Raw genomic sequence first — 19,641 nt, forward strand, 5'->3', positions numbered from 1 at the left:
AGAGGTTGTTCCGGCGGCTCAAGGGCTACCGCCGAATCTTCTCCCGGTTCGAAAAGCTTGATGCGATGTTTCTCGGCTTTCTCAGCTTCGTGCTCGTGGTCGATGGGCTTCGCAGTTTGTGTTAACAGGCCCTAGCTGGTTTGCCCTTGAAAGCCGATTGTGTGTCCCCACATTCAAACGGTCCTGGCGGGCTGCTAGGCTGCCTTTCACCCAACAAACACCGCTGCATGCTGAATTTTTCCTGGCGCCTGCGCGCCACCCGTCACCTGGCCTGCACCGCGCTGCTGGCCCTCGTCGCTGGCACCTGGGTCGGGCCATCTCCCGCCATGGCGGCCAGCCTCGAAGGGCAGACTTTCGAGGACACGGCGGTGCTGTCCGATCGCACCCTGCGCCTGAATGGACTGGGCTTGCGCGGCGTGGCCTGGATCAAGGCCTTTGTGGCCGGCTTGTACCTGGCCGCCCCCACGAAGGACTCGGCACAGGTCCTGAGCATGCCGGGCCCCAAGCGCCTGCGCCTGAAGATCATGCTCGACGCGCCCAGCAACGAGCTGACCAAGTCGCTGACCAGCCGCATTGCGCGCCACGAACCGGAGCCCGTGCAGGCCCAGATCGGCGCCCGGCTGCAGACCCTGGCCTCCCTGATCGACGGCTTGGGCGAGCTCAAGGTGGGCGACACCGTTGACCTCGACTTCCAGCCCGACCGAGGCACCGTGCTGCGCTTGAACGAAAAGCCCATCGGCCAGCCCGTGGCCGGCGATGACCTGTACCGGGCGGTGCTGAAAATCTTCGTCGGCGAGCACCCGGCCGACAAACGCATGAAAGAGGGTTTGCTGCGTGGCGGTGTCTGACGACGCCAGCGGGGCGCCGGGCGGCACAGGTCAGCAGACCGACTCGCTGCCCGCGCCGACCGACCCTGTCGTCGATCGGTTCGTCGATGCCATCTGGCTGGAAGACGGCCTGAGTGACAACACCCTGGCCGCTTACCGCCGTGACCTGTCGGCCCTGGTGAGTTGGCTTTTCGGGCATGCGGGGCACACCTTGCTGCAAGCCTCGGAGGCCGACCTGCAGGCCTACATGCTGGCCCGCCACGGCGAGTCTCGTCCAGCCTCGGTGGGGCGCCGCCTGAGCGTTTTCCGGCGGTTCTACCGCTGGGCCATCCGCGAACACCTGTGTCAGGCCGACCCGACCGTGCGCATGGATGCCCCGCGCCAGCGCATGCGCCTGCCCGGCACCCTGACCGAAGACCAGGTCGAGCAACTGCTTGCCGCCCCCGATCCCCACGAGCCCCTCGGCCAGCGCGACCGCGCCATGCTCGAGCTCATGTACGCCAGTGGCCTGCGCGTGAGCGAGCTCGTGGGCTTGCGCACCGTGCAGGTCAGCCTGGATGAAGAGGTGCTGCGCGTGACAGGCAAGGGCAGCAAGGAGCGCCTGGTGCCTTTTGGCCAGGAGGCCAGCGGCTGGTTGCTGCGCTACATGAGCGAGGCCCGCCCACAGATCCTGGGAGAAGGCCGCAGCAGCGAAGACCTGTTCGTCACCGCTCAGGGCCATGCCATGAGCCGGCAGATGTTCTGGAAGCTCATCCGCAAACACGCCATGCACGCGGGCATCACCCAGCACCTGTCGCCGCACACCTTGCGGCACGCCTTCGCCACCCACCTGCTCAACCACGGCGCTGATTTGCGCGTGGTGCAGATGCTGCTGGGCCACGCCGACATCTCGACCACCCAGGTCTACACCCACGTGGCGCGCGAGCGGCTGAGGCAGTTGCACGCGCAGCACCACCCGCGTGGCTGATGCACCGGGGTGTCCTGGCTGCGGTTCAGGCGCCTCGGCAGCTCAGTCGGTGCCCAGCAGAAATGCCATTTCTTCTTCGGTGAACCCGGCTGCTTTGCGCGCCGCTTCGTTGAAAGGCGGGCGCAAGCGGGGTGCCTCGAATTCGCGCACCAGCCGAGGGTAGAGCGTCACGGCGTCGAGCCCGCGCTCCTGGCACAGGTGGTGAAACCATCGGTTGCCGATCGCCACGTGGCCAACCTCGTCACGCAGGATCAAGTCAAGGATCTCGACCGCGCGCAAGTCGCCCGCACGCGTGAGCTTGTCCTGGATCAGCGGCGTGGCGTCCAGCCCGCGGGCTTCCAGCGTGCGCGGCACCAGCGCCATGCGCGCCACGATGTCGTGCCGCGTCTTCTCGCACATGCTCCACAGGCCATCGTGGGCATCGAAGTCGCCGTAGTCGTGCCCCAGGCTTTGCAGGTGCTCGCGCAGCAGGCTGAAGTGCAGCGCCTCCTCGGCGGCCACACGAAGCCAGTCGCGGTAGAAGGCCTCGGGCATGCCCGCGAAACGCCAGACGGCGTCGAGCGCCAGGTTGATGGCGTTGAACTCGATGTGGCAGATGGCGTGCAGCAGCGCCGCGCGCCCATCCAGGGTGAAAGGGCTGCGCGAGGGCACGTCCTTGGCGGGCACCAGCCGGGGCAGGGCAGGGCGGCCCGGCATGGCGGTTTGCTGCGCCTCGCTCAGCGTCAGCACCGCCAGCCGCACGGGCTCGGACCACGCGTTGTCACCACTCGGGTGTTGCGCTGTGCGCGCAGCTGATGGCGCCACCAGGCAAGCCGAAGCTTCTTCAAACAGCACTCGTGCCTGGGCAGCTTTGCGTGCCGGATCGGGCTCGAGCAGTGCGTCGAGGGCCCGGTGTCGGATGCTCGGGCGATGCGGCGGGCTCTGAGGGCTCATGCCCCCGATTGTCGCAGCCCTGACATCGGGCTGGCCCAGGGCTCACTCGTGCCAGCTCACCCAGCCGAAATGCGCCGTCACCAGGATCAGGATGCCGAAAGCGATGCGGTACCAGGCGAAGGGCACGAAGGTGTGGCCGGACACGTAGCGGATCAGCCAGCGCACGCACACCCAGGCCGACAGGAACGCAAAAACCAGCCCGGTGGCGAACAGCGGCAGGTCATCCCAGGACAAGAACGCGCGCTCTTTGTAGAGGCTGTAGATGCCAGCGCCCACCAGGGTCGGGATGCCCAGGAAGAAGCTGTAGTCGGTGGCCGCCTTGCGCGACAGCCCCATCAACATGCCGCCGATGATGGTCGCGCCCGAGCGGCTGGTGCCCGGCACCATGGCCAGGCACTGGATCAGGCCGACCTTGATGGCGTCGACAAAGCCCAGGTCGTCGATGGTCTCGACGCGGGCCTGAGGTTGACGCGCTGCGATGCGCTCGGCGATCAGGATGATCACCCCGCCGATGATGAAGGTGGTGGCCACCACGGTGGGCGTGAACAGGTGTTCCTTGATCACCTTGCCGACCAGCAGGCCCATGACGACCGCAGGCAGGAAGCCGATGACCACGTTGAGTGCAAAGCGCTGGGCTTTCGGGTCGGAGCCGAGGCCGGCGACCGTGTCCTTCAGGCGCTGCATGTAGACCAGGATGACGGCAAAGATGGCGCCGGTCTGGATGGCGATCTCGAAGACCTTGGCTTTTTCGGAGCCGGCGGCTTCAGAGAAACCCATCATGGCATTGGCCAGGATGAGGTGGCCAGTGCTGGAGATGGGCAGGAACTCGGTCAGCCCCTCGACGATGCCCATCAACGCGGCCTTGAAGAACAACACCAGGTCCAAAGCGATCTCCTGCAACAAGACGAAGCCGGCAGCGAGCCGGCGATGCAGCGCATCTTAGGGCCTGTGCATTCGGACACATGCCCCGCCGCGCCCCAGGGACAGGGGGGCTTGTCTACACTCCGCCACATGCCTTTGCTCACCCCCGATGCCCCCCTCACCGATGGCTGGCACCCGCCCGCGCAAAGCTGGCCCAACCGATACGCCGCAAGCAGCGAACGTGCCCGCACCGATTTCGGCGTGCCCCTGGGCACCTTCCTGCAGGGCGAGCCCTTGCCCGCCCTGCAATGGGTGTCCCGCAACGACGCCTTGGCGGCCGAGCTGGGCTGGCCCGTCCACTGGGCCGACGAGCAGGCCTTGCAGGTGCTGGGTGGCAACGGCCTGTGGCCAGGCATGGCCCCGATGGCCACCGTCTATTCAGGTCACCAGTTCGGTGCCTGGGCTGGGCAACTGGGTGATGGCCGGGCCCTGCTGCTGGGTGAAGTCGAAACCCCGCTCGGTCCTCGTGAGATCCAGCTCAAGGGTGCCGGCCAGACACCGTACTCCCGCCGGGGCGATGGCCGTGCCGTGCTGCGCTCGTCCATCCGCGAGTTCCTGTGCTCCGAAGCCATGCATGGCCTGGGCATACCGACCACGCGCGCGCTGGCCCTGGTGGCATCCCCGGAGCGCGTGCGCCGCGAAACCACCGAGACGGCCGCCGTCGTCACCCGTGTGGCGCCCAGCTTCATCCGATTCGGGCATTTCGAGCACTTCGCGCACAGCGCACAGCCCCGCCACCACGAGGTGCTCCATGCGCTGCTGGACTTCGTCATCACCCACCACTTCCCGCAACTGGCCGCGCAGCCCCAGCCCGCGCTGGCCCTGCTGGACGAGGTGGTGCGCCGCACGGCGCTGTTGATGGCCGACTGGCAGGCCGCCGGCTTTTGCCACGGGGTCATGAACACGGACAACATGTCCATCCTGGGCCTGACGATCGACTACGGCCCCTTTGGCTTCCTTGACGCGTTCGATCCGGACCACATCTGCAATCACTCCGACACGCAGGGGCGCTACAGCTGGAACAACCAGCCTCAGATCGGCTACTGGAACCTGCGCGCGCTGGCCCAGGCCCTGCTGCCGCTCATCCCCGAAGCGCAAGCCGATCCCAAGGGCGTCATCGAGGTGCTGGAGCGTTACGAGCAGGCCTTCATCCAGGCCATGAACGCCCGCTGGCGCACCAAGCTGGGCCTGCGCAGCGAACAGCCCGGCGACGACGCCCTGTGCATCGACTTCCTGCGCCTGCTGGCCGCGGGCAAGGTGGACTTCACCATCGCCTTTCGCCGCCTGGCCGATTTCGACACCACCGTGGGTGCCGACGACGTGCGCAACGCACCTGTGCGCGACCTGTTCCTGGATCGCGCCGCCTTTGACGCCTGGGCCGGACGCTACCGCAACCGCCTGCAGGCCGAGGCCAGCCAGGACGCCGAGCGCGCCGAACGCCTGCGCCGCGTCAACCCGCTGTACGTGCTGCGCAACCACCTGGCCGAGACCGCCATCCGCCAGGCCCAGCGGGGTGACTTCAGCGAGGTTCAGCGCCTGCACCGATTGCTGCAGCAGCCGTTCACCGAGCAGGCCGGCTGCGAGGCCGATGCAGGCTTTCCGCCCGAATGGGCCCAATCCATCGAGGTCTCCTGTTCATCATGAGCGATCACCCTGTCAAGAAGACCGACGCCGAATGGCAAGCGCAGCTGACCTCGGCCGGCGCCGAGCCCCTGGCCTTTCGCGTCACGCGCCACGCCGCCACCGAGCCGCCTTTCAGCGGCAAGCATTGGGACAACTTCGCCGAGGGTGCCTACCGCTGCATCTGCTGCGGCGTCAAGCTCTTCGAGTCGGACACCAAGTTCGACGCCGGCTGCGGCTGGCCCAGCTACTGGCAGCCCGCGGCCGACGACCTCATCGAGTACGTGCGTGACATCAGCCACGGCATGATCCGCACCGAGGTGCGATGCAAGGGTTGCGGCGCCCACCTGGGCCATGTGTTCGACGACGGCCCGGCGCCCACCGGCGAGCGCTACTGCATCAACTCCGCCGCGATAGACTTCGAGCCCCGGTCACGTTGATCGCCCCGATTTCGCCTCTGCCTAGCGCGTCCCCATGAAATTCCTTTTCGACCTGCTGCCCGTCATCCTTTTCTTCGTCAGCTTCAAATGGGCCGACGGGCACAAGGAGGCAACGGCTGCCTGGCTCACCCAACACCTGGGCTTCGCGGTTTCCGGTGGCTCGGTGGGCGTGACCGAAGCGCCGGTGCTGCTGGCCACCGTCGTTGTCGTGCTGGCCACGGTCCTGCAAATCGGCACGCTCAAGGTGCTGCGCAAGCCCGTGGACAAGATGCTGTGGGCCAGCCTGGGCATCGTCGTCGTGCTCGGCGGCCTGACGCTGTGGTTCCACGACGAGACCTTCATCAAGTGGAAGCCCACCGTCATCTACTGGCTGATGGGCACCGGTCTGCTGGTCACCGAGGTGATCTTGGGTCGCAAGATGCTCCGTCAGATGATGGGTGGCCAGGTCGATGCCCCCGACGCCGTCTGGCGCAACCTGGGCTGGGCCTGGGTGGTGTTTTTCGCGGCCATGGGCGTGCTCAACCTCTACGTGGCCTTCAATTTTCCGCTGGACACCTGGGTGAGCTTCAAGATGTGGGGCAGCCTGGGCCTGACGCTGGTCTTCACGCTGGCGCAAGGTGTATACCTCAGCCGCCACATGGTCGAGCCAGAGCCGAGCACCGAGGCCAAATCGTGAACCCAGAGAACACCGCGAACCCGCAACCCGTCACCGCCGACGAGATGGAGCGCGTGCTGCGCGCCGCGCTCTCGCCGGACGCCATCGAGGTGCACGACGACACCGCCGCGCACCAGGGCCACGCCGGGCACAGCGGCGCGCCGTTCGGCACCCATTTCTCGCTGCGCATCCGGGCCGCCTGCTTCAACGGCTTGTCACACGTGGGGCGCCATCGCCTTGTGTATGATGCCCTGCGCAACCTCATGCCCCGGGGCGTCCATGCCCTGGCCATCCAGGCCGAGCCGACCCAGCCCAAGACCTGAGCGGCTCACCTGACCTTCCTGCACCCCAAGCGCTCTGCTCAACATGAAGACTTCCCGTACCGCCCTGGCAGCCCTGCTGGCCGCTTCGCTGTCGCTGGCCGCCCCGTTGGTGTCGGCCCAGAACATCGCCATCGTCAATGGCAAGGCCGTGCCCAAGGCCCGCGTCGACGCCATGATCGACCAGATCATCAAGTCGCCCCAGCAGCCCGGCCAGCCGCCGATGACCCGCAGCCCCGAGCTCGAGCAAAAGGTCAAGGACGAGATCGTGCTGCGCGAGATCTACATCCAGGAAGCCGAACGCCTGGGCCTGCAGCGCTCTGCCGACTACAAGACGCAGATGGAATTCGCGCGCCAGTCCATCCTGATCCGCGCTCTGTTCACCGACGCCGAGAAGAAGCTGGGCACCACCGACGCCGAAGCCCGTGCCGAGTACGACCGCATCAAGGCGTCCAATGGTGACAAGGAATACCGCGCCCGCCACATCCTGGTCGAGAAGGAAGAAGACGCCAAGGCCCTGATCGCCCAGATCAAGGGCGGCGCCAAGTTCGAAGACCTGGCCAAGAAGAACTCGAAGGACCCGGGCTCTGCCGAGAACGGCGGCGACCTCGATTGGGCCAACCCCGGCAACTACGTGCCCGAGTTCTCGGCCGCGATGACCAAGCTGCAAAAAAGCCAGGTCACGGATGCGCCTGTGAAGTCGCAGTTCGGCTTCCACATCATCAAGCTGGAAGACGTGCGCGCCGTGCAGTTCCCCGCCTTCGAAGAGGTCAAGGAGCAGATCGTTCAGCGCCAGAACCAGGTCAAGGTGTCCAAGTTCCGCGAAGACCTGAAGAACAAGGCCAAGACGGACTACAAGTTCTCCAGCGGCAACTGATGGCTGCCGGCACCTGGCTTCGGGGTGTTTGACAGCCCGGGGGCAGTGCTGGTGCAGCGGCCTCGCGTCGGTGACGCGGAAAAGGCAGGCGATCCCCGGATCGGCCTGCCTTTTTTGTGTGCTTTGCCTGGTGGCGTGAGCCGGTGCTGGCGCCGTCACCGAGGCTCGGAGGGCGCCAGGCTTCTCAGCTTCGCTTGCGGAACACCAGGTCCCACACCCCGTGGCCGAGCTTCAGTCCGCGGTTTTCAAATTTCGTCAGCGGGCGGTAGGCCGGTTTCTCGGCGTATCCCTCGGCGGTGTTGACCAGGTCGGGGTCGGCCCCCAACACCTCGAGCATCTGCTGAGCGTATGGCTCCCAGTCGGTCGCGCAGTGGATGTAGCCGCCAGGCGCCAGGTGCCGAACCAGGTCTGCCACGAAGGGCGCCTGGATGAGCCGGCGCTTGTTGTGGCGTTTCTTGTGCCACGGGTCGGGGAAGTAGACGTGCACGCCGGCGAGCGAGCCCGGTCGGATCATGTGCTCGAGCACCTCCACGGCGTCGTGCTGGACGATTCGCAGGTTGGTCAGGCCGCGCTCGCCGACCTGCTTGAGCAAGGAGCCCACGCCCGGTTCGTGCACCTCGCAACCGATGAAATCGGTGTCCGGCAGGGTGTCTGCGATCTTGGCCGTGGCGTCGCCCATGCCAAAACCGATCTCCAGCACAACGGGGGCCGTGCGGCCAAAGACGGTCGGGAAGTCCAGGGGCTGGGCGGTGTAGGGCAGCACGAAGCGCGGGCCCAGCTCGCTCAGTGCCTTGGCCTGGCCTTCGGTGGTTCGGCCGGCCCGCATCACGAAGCTTCGGATGCTGCGGGGATGGGCCACTTCGGGAGGGGTGCTGCCTTCAGGCGGGCAATCTTGCTCGTTCGGGGAGGTCATGGCGGTATTTTAGGGTTGGGGACAGCCCTGATGCCAATTGGCGAGGGTGTGCAGCCTGCCCGTGACGCAATTGACGGATCGCCACCTGACCCTGCAACAGGCTGTGTTTTCCGTGGCTGCTTCTGAGATGCTTCTTCTCAACAGAACACGCACCGGAGTCCACCATGGCATCGATCACCAGCTTCACCCGCCAAGGCCTGCTTGCGGCGAGCCTTTCGCTTGGCGCATCGGCAGCCATGGCTTTGCCGATCACCATCCCCACGACTTTCATCGATGCCGAAGCCACCTTCAGCTTCAACTCAGACACAGCCGACCTGATGAGCGTGCTGGGCATCGGCGTTTCGGCCTTGGGCAACTCGGTGGACGATGGCTCGCACTGGAATTTCGCGATGCCCGTGACGCAGGTGTCGCTGGACGTGTCGCTGTTCAAGCTCAAGCCCTTGTCAGGCGCTGCGTCGGGTTCCGGCCTGCTGATCTACAACACCGAAAGCGGTGGCGCGCTGTCGCTGGCGAACTTCGGGCTGGATTTCAAGCGCAATGTGCTGACGGCCGATCTGGGCACCGTTGATGGCAAGATCACCAAGTCTTTCGATGTCTTCAATTTTTCGGTCACCAAGGGCTTGCACCTGTCCACCAGCGGTGGGCTGTCGATGCAGATGCAGCTCGACAACATGATGCTGACCCAGCAGGCGCAGACGGCCTTCACCTGGTCGCTGGCCCTCGATGAAATCGCACAGGCCGGCCTGCCGACGCTGAACTTCGGTTCGCTCGGCGTTGACATCAACCCCTCGCTGCGTTTTGGCCTGTCAAGCAAGCCGCTGGTGTCGGCTGTGCCCGAGGCGTCCGGCCTGGGCATGCTGGCAGCTGGCATGCTGGCGATCGGTGCGATCACGCGACGCCGCATGAAGGCCTGATCGAGCGGCCCGCGATGGCGCTAGAATCGCGTGCATTGCGGGTGTCGTTCAATGGTAGGACTCTTGCTTCCCAAGCAAATAACGTGGGTTCGATTCCCATCACCCGCTCCAGCTCAAAAAAGGCCAGTCACTGACTGGCCTTTTTCGTTGCTGCGACTGCCCCTGGTCTGATCAGTCCGCCGGTCGCGGCACCGGGCCGGTCACCGGCTCCATCAACAACCCCGACCAGTGCAGCGGCGCCGTGGTGCGTCGCTTGGCCTCGATGTCCCGGTAGATGAAGCCGGCTTGTTCTTCGCTCAGGCCCAGGCACTCGGCCAGCTTCGCGGCAGGCAAGCCCTGGTTGAGGTGCCACAGCGCCACGTCCATCTCCTTGTAGGGCAGGGCGTAATAGAACTCGTCCTGGCCCTGGCTGAGGCTGTAGGTGTCGGTGGTCGGGGTGGCGTTGCAGATGACCTCGGGCAGTCCCATGTGGCGGGCCAACGCGTAGACCTGGGTTTTGTAGAGGTGGGCGATGGGCTTGAGGTCAGCGGTGCCGTCGCCGTTCTTGACGAAGAAACCCTGGTCGTACTCGACCCGGTTGGGCGTGCCCACGACGGCGTAGTTCAAGCGGTCGGCGTGGAAGAACTCCAGCGTTTTGCGGATGCGCTGCTTGAAGTTGGTGGCGGCCACGATCTGCAGGTATTCGCGCAGGCCCAGGCGCTGCTCGTGCAGCGGGCCGTTGCCCGGCTCTTGAACCACCAGCTTGAAGTGGTTGATCTGACCCTGTGTGCCGCCCGCGATCACGATCTTGTTTTTCCAGCCTTCGCCATAAGCCGCGAAGACGGTGCGGATGGCTTCGTCGCGCCAGCGGTAGCAGCCGATGGCCTCCAGCGCGGGGGCGATGTCTTCGACCGTGTGGCGGATACCCAAGTGCTCGGCCAGCAGGCGGCCTTTGATCGAGCTGTCGGATGACGAGTCTCGCTCAGGCATCAGCAGGCCAAACACCTTGTCGGGGCCCAGGGCGCGCACGGCAAGCGCCGCACAAACCGAGCTGTCGATGCCGCCTGACATGGCCACGACCAGTCCGCGGCGTTTGAGGTGCTGGCGCATCAGCTCGCGGATCTTGCTGGTGATGCGGTTGATTTCGGCGTCGCGATCGAAGTCCAGCAGGGTGTCGATCAGGGTGTCGATGGGTGGGGGCATGGTGATGGCTTTCCCTGGATTTGAATGGCTGGCTGAAGTGGATGGGGTGTTGGGCGGCAGCTCAGGTGCCTCAGGTGCCGATCAGGTGTTTTTGCACCTTGCCCGAGGCGGTTCGGGGCAGGGTGTCGAAAAAGTCGATCTGCTTGGGCACTTTGTACAGGGCCAGGTGTTCGCGGCAATGGCGCTGGATGTCGCGCGTGAGCTGTGGCAAAGGCGGATGACCTGGGGCCGGGATCACGCAGGCTCGAGGCACCTCGCCCAGCAGCTCGTCGGGCAGCGGCACCACGGCACACTCGCTGACGCCGGGCACCGCCTGGATGCAGTTCTCGATTTCATGTGGCGACACGCGGTGCGCGCCCACCTTCAGGATCTCGCGGCTGCGCCCGTGGAGGAAAAGGAAGCCCTCGGCATCGAGGTGCCCGATGTCACCGGTGTGCAGCCAGCCATCCACCAGGGCGCTGGCGGTGTCGTCGGGCGAGTTCCAGTAACCGAGCATGAGGTTGGGGCCACGAGCCCAGATGTCGCCGACTTCGCCCGCAGGCTTGGCCCGACCTTGGGCATCGCGCACCTGCAGTTCGACCCCAGGCAGCGCCATGCCCACCGAGCCCGGCTTGCCCCGTCGCTGTGCCGGGCTCAGCGTGGTCAGGCGCGAGCAGGCTTCGGTTTGCCCGTACATCACCCAGAAACCGACCTCGGGCAACGCTTGCTGCAGGCGCTCGATGCGCGCCGGGTCCATGGGGCCCCCAGCCTGGGCCATGTGGCGCAAGGCGGGCAGGGGGTGAGCGCTCAGCTGACCTCGCTCGAGCAGCAGGTAAAACGACGAAGGCACACCGTAGAAGTGCGTGGCCTCGACCTGGGCCATGCGCTGCACGATGCGCTGCGGGTACATGAAGCTGTTCTCCAGCACCAGCGTGGCGCCCAGGCTCAGGTGGGTGTGCAGCACCGAGCTGCCAAAAGCGTAGTGAAAGGGCAGCACGCACAGGGTCACGTCGTCGGGTGACATCGGCAGGGATTGCTGCACTGCCAGGGTGTTGGCCGCCAAAGCGCCGTGGCTGAGCATCACGCCCTTGGGCTGTCCGGTCGTGCCCGAGGTGAAGACAAGGCTGGCCAGGGCATGAGGCTCCAGCGCGCAAGGTGCCGCATTGGGGGGTGGCGGCTGGGGTGTCTCGGGCAGAGCCCGCCAGCACAGGCGGGCCTGGCAGGCCTCGGCCAGTTGCGCGATGTCAGCGGGCTTGAGCGCCGGGTTCAGTGCAACGACCACGCCGCCAGCCCACCAGGTGGCATACATGGCCACGGCCAGATCGGCGCTGTTGTCCATCACCAGGGCCACGCGATCGCCGGCTTGAATCAGCGACTTCAACCGCTCTCCCTGGGCTGCAATCTGACTGGCGAGCGCGTCAAAAGAGGTGCAGCGCTCTGCCTCGACGAACGCAGGGTGCGCGGGGCGCGTGGCTGCCTGGTGCAGCAGGCGCGTCAACAGCAGCGGGGCGGAGGTGGGGTTCTGAGCGTCGGACATGACCGATTGCGATAGAGCGATGCAATTCCACACAGTCTAGGGGGACTCCGCGCCCTTGGGCGCCTTATCATCGTCCGGCAGGACTTGATTCAAGGGGGGTGTGCATGTGCGGTGTCGCGGGGGTGCTGGATTGGCGAGCTCAGGCCAATCCAGTGTGGTCTCCTGACAACGGGCTGCTCAGGCGCATGGCCGACACCCTCCACCACCGAGGGCCAGACGGTCGCGGCTTCCTGAAGCGCCCTGAGCTGGGGCTGGCGCACACCCGCCTGGCCATCGTCGACCTCGCCGGTGGCGATCAACCCATCTTCAATGAAGACGGCAGCATCGCCGTTGTCTTCAACGGTGAAATCTTCAACCACATCGAGCTGCGCGACGAGCTGATCGCGCAAGGCCACCGTTTCGCCACCCGCTCAGACACCGAGGTCATCGTTCACCTCTATGAGCAGCATGGCGATGACTTCGTGCACCACCTCAACGGGCAGTTCGCCATCGTGCTGTGGGACGAGCGCCGCCAGCGCCTGCTGCTGGTGCGCGACCGCGTCGGCATCGCGCCGCTTTTCTACCGCATCGGCGAGACCGATGACGAGCACCAGTTGATCTTCGGCTCCGAGGTCAAGGCGCTGTTGCCGGCCCTGGTGCGCAGCCCGCGTGTCAACCGCCGCGCGCTAGACCAGGTCTTCACCTGCTGGACGCCGGTGGGGGCCGAAACGCTGTTCGAGGGCATCTGGTCGCTGGAGCCCGGCACCATGCTGATCGCCGAGCCGGACCGCGACAAGCACCTGCACGCCACCGTGCGCCGTTACTGGGACTGGCGCTTTCCGCTGTCGCCCGACGATTGCCTGCAAGGCTCTGACGAAGACTTGCTCGAAGAGTTGCGTGCCACCCTGGTGGACGCCACCCGCATCCGCCTGCGCGCCGACGTGCCGGTGGGGGCCTACCTGTCCGGCGGGCTCGATTCGTCGATCCTGACCAGCGTCATCCACCACGAGACGAACGCGCCGCTGCGCACCTTCTCGATCGGTTTTGAGGACGCCTCGCTCGATGAAAGCGCCCAGCAGCGCGAGATGATCGATTTCCTGCATGCGCGCCACAGCCGCATCGAATGCCGTCAGGAAGACGTCGGCATGGGTTTGATGGACACCGTCTGGCACGCCGAGTGCGCTGTGCTTCGCACGGCCCCGGTGCCCATGCGGCTGCTCTCGGGCCTGGTGCGTCGCCAGGGCTACAAGGTGGTGCTCACGGGCGAAGGTGCCGACGAGGTCTTTGGCGGCTACGACCTGTTCAAGGAGGCCCAGCTGCGCCAGTTCTGGGCGCGAGAGCCGCACTCGAGCGCCAGGCCGGAGTTGCTGCGGCGCTTGTACCCGTGGCTGGCAGGTCAGTCCGGGCGCTCCGATGCCTTCATGCGCGGCTTCTACGGCGCAGGCCTCGAAGACCCGGATGACCTGCTGTTCTCGCACGGCCCGCGCTTCGACACCACGCGCAAGGCGCGCATGTTCCTGCTCGACCCCAGGCCCGATCACGAATCGCTGGACGACATCCGGGCGCTCATGCCGCGAGAGGCCAGCCGCTGGCACCCCCTGGCGCGCGCGCAATACCTCGAAGCCCGCCTGTTGATGGGCAACTACCTGCTGTCATCCCAGGGCGATCGCATGCTGATGGCCAATGGCGTGGAAGGGCGCTTTCCTTACCTCGATCACCGCGTCATCGAGTTGGCCAATCGCCTGCCGTCGCGACTGAAGATGCGGGGCCTGCGCGAGAAGATCGGCCTGCGCCAGGCCATGGCCCGCTACCTGCCCGATCGCACGCGCACCCGTCACAAACAGCCCTACCGCGCACCCGATGCCGCCGCGCTGTTCAACCCCGCGACGGGCGAGCCGCTGCCCTTTGTCAGTGACTTGCTCTCGCCGGAAAGCCTGACCCGATCAGCCTGCTTCGAGCACACCCGCGTGGGTTTGTTGCTGCGCAAGGCCGCGCGCCAGCCCGAAGCCCTCGGCACCCGCGACAATCAGGCCCTGATCGGCATGGTGACGCTGCAAGCCTGGCACCGCCTGTTCATCGAATCCCACCACCCCATGCGTCCCCTGGCGCACTGAAACCCGAGGAGCCCCTCCGTGACCGCCCGTGCAGCCCTTCGACGCTACGTCCTGGAAAACCACCTGTTCACCGACGACGATGCCGCCCTGAAGGACGCCGACTCCTTCCTGGAGACCGGCATCCTCGACTCGACCGGCATCATGGAGCTGATCCTCTTCATCGAAGAAACCTTCCAGCTCAAGGTGACCGATGAAGAGATGGCGCCTGAGAACCTCGACTCCATCGACAGCCTGGTGGCCTACGTGGAGCGCAAGCAGGCCGCTGCAGCGTGATGGCCAGGAGCGCAACGTGAGCTTCAGCCGCATCGACGGGTTCCGCATCGCCGGGGTGAGCACCTGCGTGCCGCCCACCCGCGTCGACAACCTCGACCTGGGCGAGCGCTACGGCGCCGAAGACGTCCGCAAGGTCGTCTCGATGGCTGGTGTGCGCCACCGTCACGTGGTGGGCGACGAGCTCACCGCCGTTGATTTGTGCACCGAGGCGGCACGCCGACTGCTGGACCAGCTGGGCTGGGCCCCCGAGAGCATCACGGGCCTGATCATGGTCACGCAGTCGCCCGATCACTTCCTGCCGTCGTCCGCCTGCGTGGTGCACGCCAAGCTGGGCTTGCCGGTCGAGTGCGCGGCCTTCGACATGGGCCTGGGCTGCTCAGGCTACCCCTACGGCCTCTACATCGCGGCGACCATGCTCAAGGCCGGTGGCCAGCAACGCATCCTCATGCTGCATGGCGAAACGCCCAGCCGTTTTGTTCACCCCGATGATCACGCCACCACCTTGTTGTTCGGTGACGCCGGCTCGGCCACAGCACTGGAGGCCTCGCCCGCTGCATCGCCTGCACCCACCACCGCCGACGCCGAGCCCGCCAGCTTCGGCCTGTTCACCGATGGCAGTGGCGCCGATGGCCTGATCATCCGTGGCGGCGCCTTCCGCGACCGCTCGCCCGCCGACCCGCGAGACTTGTGCGTGCGCATGGATGGCGCCGGCATCTTCAACTTCACCATCAAGCGCGTGCCGCCGCTGGTCAACGACACGCTGGCCTTTGCGGGCCTGTCGGTACCGGACATCGATGCCTACCTTTTCCACCAGTCCAACCGCTTCATCATGAAGCACCTGATGAAGAAGTGCGGCTTGAGCGAAGACCGCGTGCCCTTCACCATCGAGGACACCGGCAACTGTGGCGGCCCTTCGGTGGCCGTGACCCTGACGCGAGCCCTGTCCGAACGCGAACGCGATCGGCCCTTGCGCCTGATGCTCCTGGGCTATGGCGTGGGCCTGTCGTGGTCATCGGCCATCGTCATGCTGCCTCCTGATGCCGTGCTGTTGCATGGCGTTTGTGCGCAGGCCCCTGCCACCGCCACGCCTGATCCTTCGGAAACCAAGCCATGAGTCAACGCACCCTCACCACCCAGGAAGCCCTGGAGATGATGGCGGACGCCTTCAACGAGCCCCTTGAAAACCTGCTGCCCGACACCCCCCGCGACAGCATCCCGGGCTGGGACTCGATGGGCGCGCTGATGCTGATCGCCGAGCTGGACGAGCGCCTGGGGCTGGAGCTGCAGGCCGAGGTCTCGCGCGAGATGAAGCGGGTGCAGCACGTGTTGGACTTCCTCGCTGCGAACGGGGCGCTGGCCCCTTGAGGCCAGGCTCAGCCGTGCACAGGGGCCAGGCTTGAGCACACGCGCCGCGTTGCCCATCGAGAAAACCGCTCGCCTGGTGGCGCGGGCTTTGGGCTGCACGCCAGGTGAGCTGGCTGCGGGCCTGCGACCGGCTCGAGCCGATGAGCTGCCTTCGGTGCTCGAGCTGCGCCGCCTGGTGATTGGCGCCGACCTCCATTGGGACGACGACGCCTACCTGCGCTGGCGATACCAGTTCGGTGCCGAGGGACAGGGCTTGGCGACCTGCTGGGTCTGCACCCTGGGCGAGAGGCTGCTGGGCATGATCGGCGTCGAGTCGCTGCGCCTGCAGGCCGGCGAACAAGTGTGCGATGCCCACGTGACGATGGACATCATGGTGCGCCCGGAGCTCGACGGTGTGGGCTTGGGTGTGTGGATCAACCAGGCCATTTGCGAGCGCCTGGGCTGCGTGCTGGCGGTGGGCTCCAACCCGAACTCGCGCGGCGTCATCGCCCGCACCTTCGAGCCCTTGCCCGATCGCCGCAGCCATGCCCACCCACTGAACTTCGGCCACTTCATGGCCAAGCGCCTGTCGCTGGGCTGGCTGGCCGCGCTGGCGGCCTGGGCAGCCACCACCGGCATGGTGCTGTTTCGGGTGGCGACCCTGTGGCTGGCCTCGTCGACGGTTCAGGTCAGCCAGGCTGAGGTGCTGGGGCCGGAGGTCGAGTCATTGCTCGAGCGGGCCAAACGCAGTCGCCGGGTCGAGGTGTTTCGCTCGCTCAAGGGCCTCAGTCACCGCCTGCTTCGCAACCCTCGCAGTCCGGCCCAGGTCTGGCTGGCGCGCCGTGGCGGCGAGGTGGTGGGTTTGATGGCAGTTCGCCGCACGCAAGTCGGTGAGCAACGCCATGCCCTGCAGATCATGGATGTCGTGCTCGACAGGCACCACGAGGATGTGGCCTTGCGGGCCCTGCTGGCGCACGTGGCGGCGCGGGGGTTCAGGGAGGGCGCCGAGTACCTCAGCGTGACGCTGTATGCCCCGGAGCTCGAAGCACGCTTTTCACGCCTGTTTTTCAGGCACCAGCCGCACCCCTACGAAACCATGGCCTGGTCATGCCCCGAGGGGCCCTTCAAGGACGCTGTTCTGGCCCGCAACGCCTGGTCGCTGATGGACATCCACACCGACCGCGATCAGGGCTGATCGCCACGCGGTCACCAGAAAATCGCCAGCAGCAGCCCGATGATCAGCACCCACTTGCCGACGTAGTAGCCGGTGCGGTTCGTCGCTTTGAACTGCTTGGCTTTTTCCCGCAGCTGGTAGGCCACGCCAAAGAACTTGTTGATGCCGCCGACCTGCTCGCCCTGCTCGTTTTGCGTGGCCGAGGCCTTCATGACGATGCCCGCAAACACCTTGTTGACCCAGCGCACCACGGGCGTGTAGACGGGGCGCTCCACGTCGGCAAACAAGATGATGCGCGGCTGCTGTGTGGTGTTGGCCGCGTGGTGGATGTAGGTCTCGTCGAACATCACCACCTCGCCGTCTCGCCAGTGGTAGCGCTGGCCGTCGACCTCGATGTAGCAACCCGGGTCGTTGGGCGTGATCAGGCCCAGGTGGTAGCGCAACGAGCCGGCGTACGGGTCGCGGTGCTTGACCAGCGTGGCGCCCGGCGGCAGCGAAGCGAACATGGCGGCCTTGATGCCGGGGATCTGGTTGAGCAGGGCCACCGTCTTGGGGCAGCGCTCAGCGGCCGAGGGTTGGTCCACGCCGTACCACTTCAGGTAGAAGCGTTTCCAGCCCGTGCGAAAAAAGGAGTTGAAGCCGATGTCGTTATAGCCGTCGGCGGCCTTGATGCGGCCGCCCTCGTCCAGCGCCAGGGCCTCGTCGCGGATGACCTGCCAGTTCTCCTGCAGCACCTTGAGCTCCGGGAACTGCTTGGCATCCAGGTAGGGCTGGCTGCCCACTTTCGAGAACAGCACCATCAGCGAATTGAAGGGGGCGATCAGCACCGTGAAGTCGGTGAGCGCGCGCACCAGGCCGAAACGCACCTTGCCGCGAAAGTGGGCGTGCAGGGCGGCAGCGATGAAAGTGATCAGCACCCAGTGGCGTGGGGCCAGGGGCCAGATTTCTTGGGCGAGGCTCATGGGCAGGCTCGGTGACAACGGTTCAGGGTTTGGCGGGCGGCGAGGTGTCGGTTGTCGACTCAGCGGTCCAGACCGCCCAGGCAGACGTACTTGGCCTCGACATAGTCCTCGATGCCCTGGCGGGCGCCTTCGCGGCCCAGGCCCGATTGCTTGACGCCACCAAAGGGCACTTCACAGGTCGAGATGATGCCGGTGTTCACGCCCACCATGCCGTACTCCAGGCCTTCCGACACACGCCAGATGCGGCCCACGTCGCGGCTGTAGAAGTAGCTGGCCAGGCCGAACTCGGTGTCGTTGGCCAGTCGGATGGCATCGGCTTCCGTGTCGAATTTGAACACGGGCGCCACGGGGCCGAAGATTTCTTCGCGGGCCACGCGCATGCTGGCGTTCACGTCGGACAGCACGGTGGGCTCGAAGAAGGCGCCGCTGGCCAGGTCAGGCGCAACCGCCGCACGCTTGCCGCCCGTGCGCACCTTCGCGCCCTTGGCCAAGGCGTCACCCAGCAGCTCTTCGACCTTGGCCAGCGCCTGGCCATCGATCAGCGGGCCTTGCACCACGCCGGCTTCGAAGCCGTTGCCCACCTTCATCTCGGCGACCTTGGCGGTGAGTTTTTCCACGAAGCGCTCGTAGATGCCAGCCTGGGCATACAGGCGGTTGGCGCACACGCAGGTCTGGCCGGCGTTGCGGTACTTGCTGATGAGTGCGCCTTCCACGGCGGCGTCCAGGTCGGCGTCGTCGAAGACGATGAAGGGCGCGTTGCCGCCCAGCTCCAGCGACAGCTTCTTGACCGTCTGCGCGCACTGCTTCATGAGGATGCGGCCGACCTCGGTCGAGCCGGTGAAGGACAGGTGGCGCACCACATCGCTGGCGCAAAGCACCTTGCCGACCTCGACGGAGCGATCGCCATCGGCGGTGATGACGTTGAGCACGCCAGGCGGCATGCCGGCACGCTGTGCCAGTTCGGCCACGGCCAGGGCCGACAGCGGCGTCGCCTCGGCGGGCTTGATGACCACAGGGCAGCCGGCGGCCAGGGCCGGGGCCACCTTGCGCGTGATCATCGCGATGGGGAAGTTCCAGGGCGTGATGGCCGCGCACACGCCCACCGGTTGTTTGAGCACCAAAAAGCGCTTGCTTGGGTCGGTTGAGGGCACGGTTTCGCCGTAGATGCGGCGGCCTTCTTCGGCGAACCATTCCAGGAAGCTGGCGCCATAGCCGACCTCGCCCTTGGCTTCAGCCAGGGGTTTGCCTTGCTCGGCAGTCATGATGCGGGCCAGGTCGTCGGCGTGCTGCATCAAGAGGTGGAACCACTTCATCAGGATGGCCGAGCGGGCCTTGGCCGGCAGCTTGGCCCAGGCAGGCCATGCGCGGTTGGCGGCGGTGACGGCCGCTTCGGTCTCGGTGGCGCCCAGGTTGGCCACCTGGGCGAGCAGGGCGCCCGTGGCCGGATCGGTCACGTCGAAGGTCTGGCCGTTGCCAATCCATTGGCCATCGACGAGGGCCTGGGTCTTGAGCAGCGTGGGGTCCTGGAGGCTGGACAGGGGGGACGTTTGCATGATGACCGAGCGGGGGGATGGCACCGAAGGGCGAAACGAGCATTCTAGTGAGCCCGGCGCCTGCGTGCGATGGCCCCGCCGGACAGGATGGTCGGCGCTGGCGGACGAGGCCCTGGCGGCGTTGCCTCGGTTCGGCCCTGGCAGGGCCCCTTGCCTA

General features: G+C 66.2%; 20 protein-coding genes, 1 tRNA gene and 1 pseudogene. 15 read left to right on the plus strand and 7 right to left on the minus strand.

The genetic code is table 11. From position 1 onward, the window contains the following. From ABG80_RS08160 to xerD, 3 genes and pseudogenes are all read left to right on the plus strand, one after another. Positions 1 to 125 (plus strand): annotated as a pseudogene (locus ABG80_RS08160) (IS5-like element ISCARN85 family transposase); the annotation flags it as partial. Between the two features lie 102 nt (positions 126 to 227). Further along, a complete protein-coding gene (locus tag ABG80_RS08165) occupies positions 228 to 848 on the plus strand; it encodes a chalcone isomerase family protein (RefSeq protein WP_058087232.1) in 621 nt (206 codons plus the stop codon). Continuing rightward, positions 835 to 1,794 (plus strand): site-specific tyrosine recombinase XerD, encoded by a 960-nt coding sequence (gene xerD / locus ABG80_RS08170; RefSeq protein ID WP_407638743.1) that lies wholly within the window; start codon positions 835 to 837, stop codon positions 1,792 to 1,794. The genes ABG80_RS08165 and xerD overlap by 14 nt, the downstream gene beginning before the upstream one ends. Before the next feature lie 42 nt (positions 1,795 to 1,836). Here the strand turns inward: xerD and ABG80_RS08175 are convergent, their stop codons facing one another. Together ABG80_RS08175 and ABG80_RS08180 are read right to left on the minus strand one after the other, a co-directional pair. Then, positions 1,837 to 2,727 carry a ferritin-like domain-containing protein gene (locus ABG80_RS08175; protein WP_058087233.1) on the minus strand — a complete coding sequence of 297 codons (891 nt, stop codon included), beginning with the start codon at positions 2,725 to 2,727 and terminating at the stop codon, positions 1,837 to 1,839. Between the two features lie 42 nt (positions 2,728 to 2,769). Continuing rightward, entirely contained in the window at positions 2,770 to 3,612 is an 843-nt protein-coding gene (locus tag ABG80_RS08180; RefSeq protein ID WP_058087312.1) for an undecaprenyl-diphosphate phosphatase, read from the minus strand. 126 nt (positions 3,613 to 3,738) lie between these two features. On the opposite strand from ABG80_RS08180, the gene ABG80_RS08185 reads away from it, so the two are divergent. From ABG80_RS08185 to ABG80_RS08205, 5 genes are read left to right on the plus strand one after another with little or no spacing between them, the layout of a single operon-like run. Beyond that, positions 3,739 to 5,292, plus strand: coding sequence for a protein adenylyltransferase SelO (locus ABG80_RS08185; RefSeq protein WP_058087234.1), 1,554 nt, complete (start codon positions 3,739 to 3,741; stop codon positions 5,290 to 5,292). Further along, complete coding sequence (msrB, locus tag ABG80_RS08190) at positions 5,289 to 5,708, plus strand: peptide-methionine (R)-S-oxide reductase MsrB (protein ID WP_058087235.1); 420 nt, start codon at positions 5,289 to 5,291, stop codon at positions 5,706 to 5,708. Before ABG80_RS08185 ends, msrB begins: the two co-directional genes overlap by 4 nt. Positions 5,709 to 5,742: 34 nt before the next feature. Then, positions 5,743 to 6,384: a septation protein A gene (locus tag ABG80_RS08195; RefSeq protein ID WP_058087236.1), complete on the plus strand. Its 642-nt coding sequence runs from the start codon at positions 5,743 to 5,745 to the stop codon at positions 6,382 to 6,384. 44 nt (positions 6,385 to 6,428) lie between these two features. Beyond that, positions 6,429 to 6,686 (plus strand): BolA family protein, encoded by a 258-nt coding sequence (locus tag ABG80_RS08200; protein ID WP_058087313.1) that lies wholly within the window; start codon positions 6,429 to 6,431, stop codon positions 6,684 to 6,686. 43 nt (positions 6,687 to 6,729) lie between these two features. Continuing rightward, on the plus strand, positions 6,730 to 7,560 hold the full coding sequence (locus ABG80_RS08205) for a peptidylprolyl isomerase (protein ID WP_058087237.1): 831 nt from the start codon (positions 6,730 to 6,732) through the stop codon (positions 7,558 to 7,560). Between the two features lie 184 nt (positions 7,561 to 7,744). Here ABG80_RS08205 and trmB read toward each other — a convergent pair whose 3' ends face one another. Continuing rightward, positions 7,745 to 8,473: a tRNA (guanosine(46)-N7)-methyltransferase TrmB gene (gene trmB / locus ABG80_RS08210; protein ID WP_058087238.1), complete on the minus strand. Its 729-nt coding sequence runs from the start codon at positions 8,471 to 8,473 to the stop codon at positions 7,745 to 7,747. Between the two features lie 164 nt (positions 8,474 to 8,637). Here trmB and ABG80_RS08215 point away from each other — a divergent pair, with 164 nt between their 5' ends. Together ABG80_RS08215 and ABG80_RS08220 are read left to right on the plus strand one after the other, a co-directional pair. Then, positions 8,638 to 9,387 (plus strand): hypothetical protein, encoded by a 750-nt coding sequence (locus tag ABG80_RS08215; protein WP_058087239.1) that lies wholly within the window; start codon positions 8,638 to 8,640, stop codon positions 9,385 to 9,387. A 37-nt stretch (positions 9,388 to 9,424) separates the two neighbouring features. Continuing rightward, positions 9,425 to 9,498 (plus strand) — tRNA-Gly (locus ABG80_RS08220). A 60-nt stretch (positions 9,499 to 9,558) separates the two neighbouring features. Here ABG80_RS08220 and nadE read toward each other — a convergent pair. Both nadE and ABG80_RS08230 read right to left on the minus strand, forming a co-directional pair. Next, positions 9,559 to 10,569 carry an NAD(+) synthase gene (gene nadE / locus ABG80_RS08225; RefSeq protein ID WP_083505929.1) on the minus strand — a complete coding sequence of 337 codons (1,011 nt, stop codon included), beginning with the start codon at positions 10,567 to 10,569 and terminating at the stop codon, positions 9,559 to 9,561. Between the two features lie 70 nt (positions 10,570 to 10,639). Next, the gene (locus ABG80_RS08230; protein WP_058087240.1) at positions 10,640 to 12,085 is read right to left on the minus strand and encodes a class I adenylate-forming enzyme family protein; all 1,446 of its coding nucleotides are present in this window, start codon (positions 12,083 to 12,085) and stop codon (positions 10,640 to 10,642) included. A gap of 104 nt (positions 12,086 to 12,189) precedes the next feature. On the opposite strand from ABG80_RS08230, the gene asnB reads away from it, so the two are divergent. The 5 genes from asnB to ABG80_RS08255 are packed head-to-tail and all read left to right on the plus strand — an operon-like array spanning position 12,190 to position 16,990. Then, entirely contained in the window at positions 12,190 to 14,178 is a 1,989-nt protein-coding gene (asnB, locus tag ABG80_RS08235; RefSeq protein ID WP_058087241.1) for an asparagine synthase (glutamine-hydrolyzing), read from the plus strand. Between the two features lie 18 nt (positions 14,179 to 14,196). Continuing rightward, positions 14,197 to 14,451, plus strand: coding sequence for an acyl carrier protein (locus ABG80_RS08240; RefSeq protein ID WP_058087242.1), 255 nt, complete (start codon positions 14,197 to 14,199; stop codon positions 14,449 to 14,451). 16 nt (positions 14,452 to 14,467) lie between these two features. After that, a complete protein-coding gene (locus tag ABG80_RS08245; RefSeq protein ID WP_058087243.1) occupies positions 14,468 to 15,565 on the plus strand; it encodes a 3-oxoacyl-ACP synthase III family protein in 1,098 nt (365 codons plus the stop codon). Then, positions 15,562 to 15,816: an acyl carrier protein gene (locus tag ABG80_RS08250; protein ID WP_058087244.1), complete on the plus strand. Its 255-nt coding sequence runs from the start codon at positions 15,562 to 15,564 to the stop codon at positions 15,814 to 15,816. The genes ABG80_RS08245 and ABG80_RS08250 overlap by 4 nt, the downstream gene beginning before the upstream one ends. Positions 15,817 to 15,847: 31 nt before the next feature. Beyond that, positions 15,848 to 16,990, plus strand: coding sequence for a hypothetical protein (locus ABG80_RS08255; RefSeq protein WP_152987534.1), 1,143 nt, complete (start codon positions 15,848 to 15,850; stop codon positions 16,988 to 16,990). 11 nt (positions 16,991 to 17,001) lie between these two features. Here ABG80_RS08255 and ABG80_RS08260 read toward each other — a convergent pair whose 3' ends face one another. After that, positions 17,002 to 17,931: an aspartyl/asparaginyl beta-hydroxylase domain-containing protein gene (locus ABG80_RS08260; RefSeq protein WP_058087246.1), complete on the minus strand. Its 930-nt coding sequence runs from the start codon at positions 17,929 to 17,931 to the stop codon at positions 17,002 to 17,004. 59 nt (positions 17,932 to 17,990) lie between these two features. Next, positions 17,991 to 19,484 carry an NAD-dependent succinate-semialdehyde dehydrogenase gene (locus tag ABG80_RS08265; protein WP_058087247.1) on the minus strand — a complete coding sequence of 498 codons (1,494 nt, stop codon included), beginning with the start codon at positions 19,482 to 19,484 and terminating at the stop codon, positions 17,991 to 17,993. Positions 19,485 to 19,641 lie beyond the last annotated feature (157 nt).

Origin of the sequence: Aquabacterium parvum (assembly GCF_001447195.1) — a bacterium.
In the GTDB taxonomy this organism is placed as follows: domain Bacteria; phylum Pseudomonadota; class Gammaproteobacteria; order Burkholderiales; family Burkholderiaceae_C; genus Aquabacterium; species Aquabacterium parvum.

Bases quoted from the DNA above. Each gene is read 5' to 3' on its own strand.
- ABG80_RS08165 (WP_058087232.1), top strand. From the start codon at position 228: ATGCTGAATTTTTCCTGGCGCCTGCGCGCCACCCGTCACCTGGCCTGC.
- ABG80_RS08175 (WP_058087233.1), bottom strand. From the start codon at position 2,727: ATGAGCCCTCAGAGCCCGCCGCATCGCCCGAGCATCCGACACCGGGCC.
- ABG80_RS08185 (WP_058087234.1), top strand. From the start codon at position 3,739: ATGCCTTTGCTCACCCCCGATGCCCCCCTCACCGATGGCTGGCACCCG.
- msrB (WP_058087235.1), top strand. From the start codon at position 5,289: ATGAGCGATCACCCTGTCAAGAAGACCGACGCCGAATGGCAAGCGCAG.
- ABG80_RS08195 (WP_058087236.1), top strand. From the start codon at position 5,743: ATGAAATTCCTTTTCGACCTGCTGCCCGTCATCCTTTTCTTCGTCAGC.
- ABG80_RS08200 (WP_058087313.1), top strand. From the start codon at position 6,429: ATGGAGCGCGTGCTGCGCGCCGCGCTCTCGCCGGACGCCATCGAGGTG.
- ABG80_RS08205 (WP_058087237.1), top strand. From the start codon at position 6,730: ATGAAGACTTCCCGTACCGCCCTGGCAGCCCTGCTGGCCGCTTCGCTG.
- trmB (WP_058087238.1), bottom strand. From the start codon at position 8,473: ATGACCTCCCCGAACGAGCAAGATTGCCCGCCTGAAGGCAGCACCCCT.
- ABG80_RS08215 (WP_058087239.1), top strand. From the start codon at position 8,638: ATGGCATCGATCACCAGCTTCACCCGCCAAGGCCTGCTTGCGGCGAGC.
- nadE (WP_083505929.1), bottom strand. From the start codon at position 10,569: ATGCCCCCACCCATCGACACCCTGATCGACACCCTGCTGGACTTCGAT.
- ABG80_RS08230 (WP_058087240.1), bottom strand. From the start codon at position 12,085: ATGTCCGACGCTCAGAACCCCACCTCCGCCCCGCTGCTGTTGACGCGC.
- asnB (WP_058087241.1), top strand. From the start codon at position 12,190: ATGTGCGGTGTCGCGGGGGTGCTGGATTGGCGAGCTCAGGCCAATCCA.
- ABG80_RS08250 (WP_058087244.1), top strand. From the start codon at position 15,562: ATGAGTCAACGCACCCTCACCACCCAGGAAGCCCTGGAGATGATGGCG.
- ABG80_RS08260 (WP_058087246.1), bottom strand. From the start codon at position 17,931: ATGAGCCTCGCCCAAGAAATCTGGCCCCTGGCCCCACGCCACTGGGTG.
- ABG80_RS08265 (WP_058087247.1), bottom strand. From the start codon at position 19,484: ATGCAAACGTCCCCCCTGTCCAGCCTCCAGGACCCCACGCTGCTCAAG.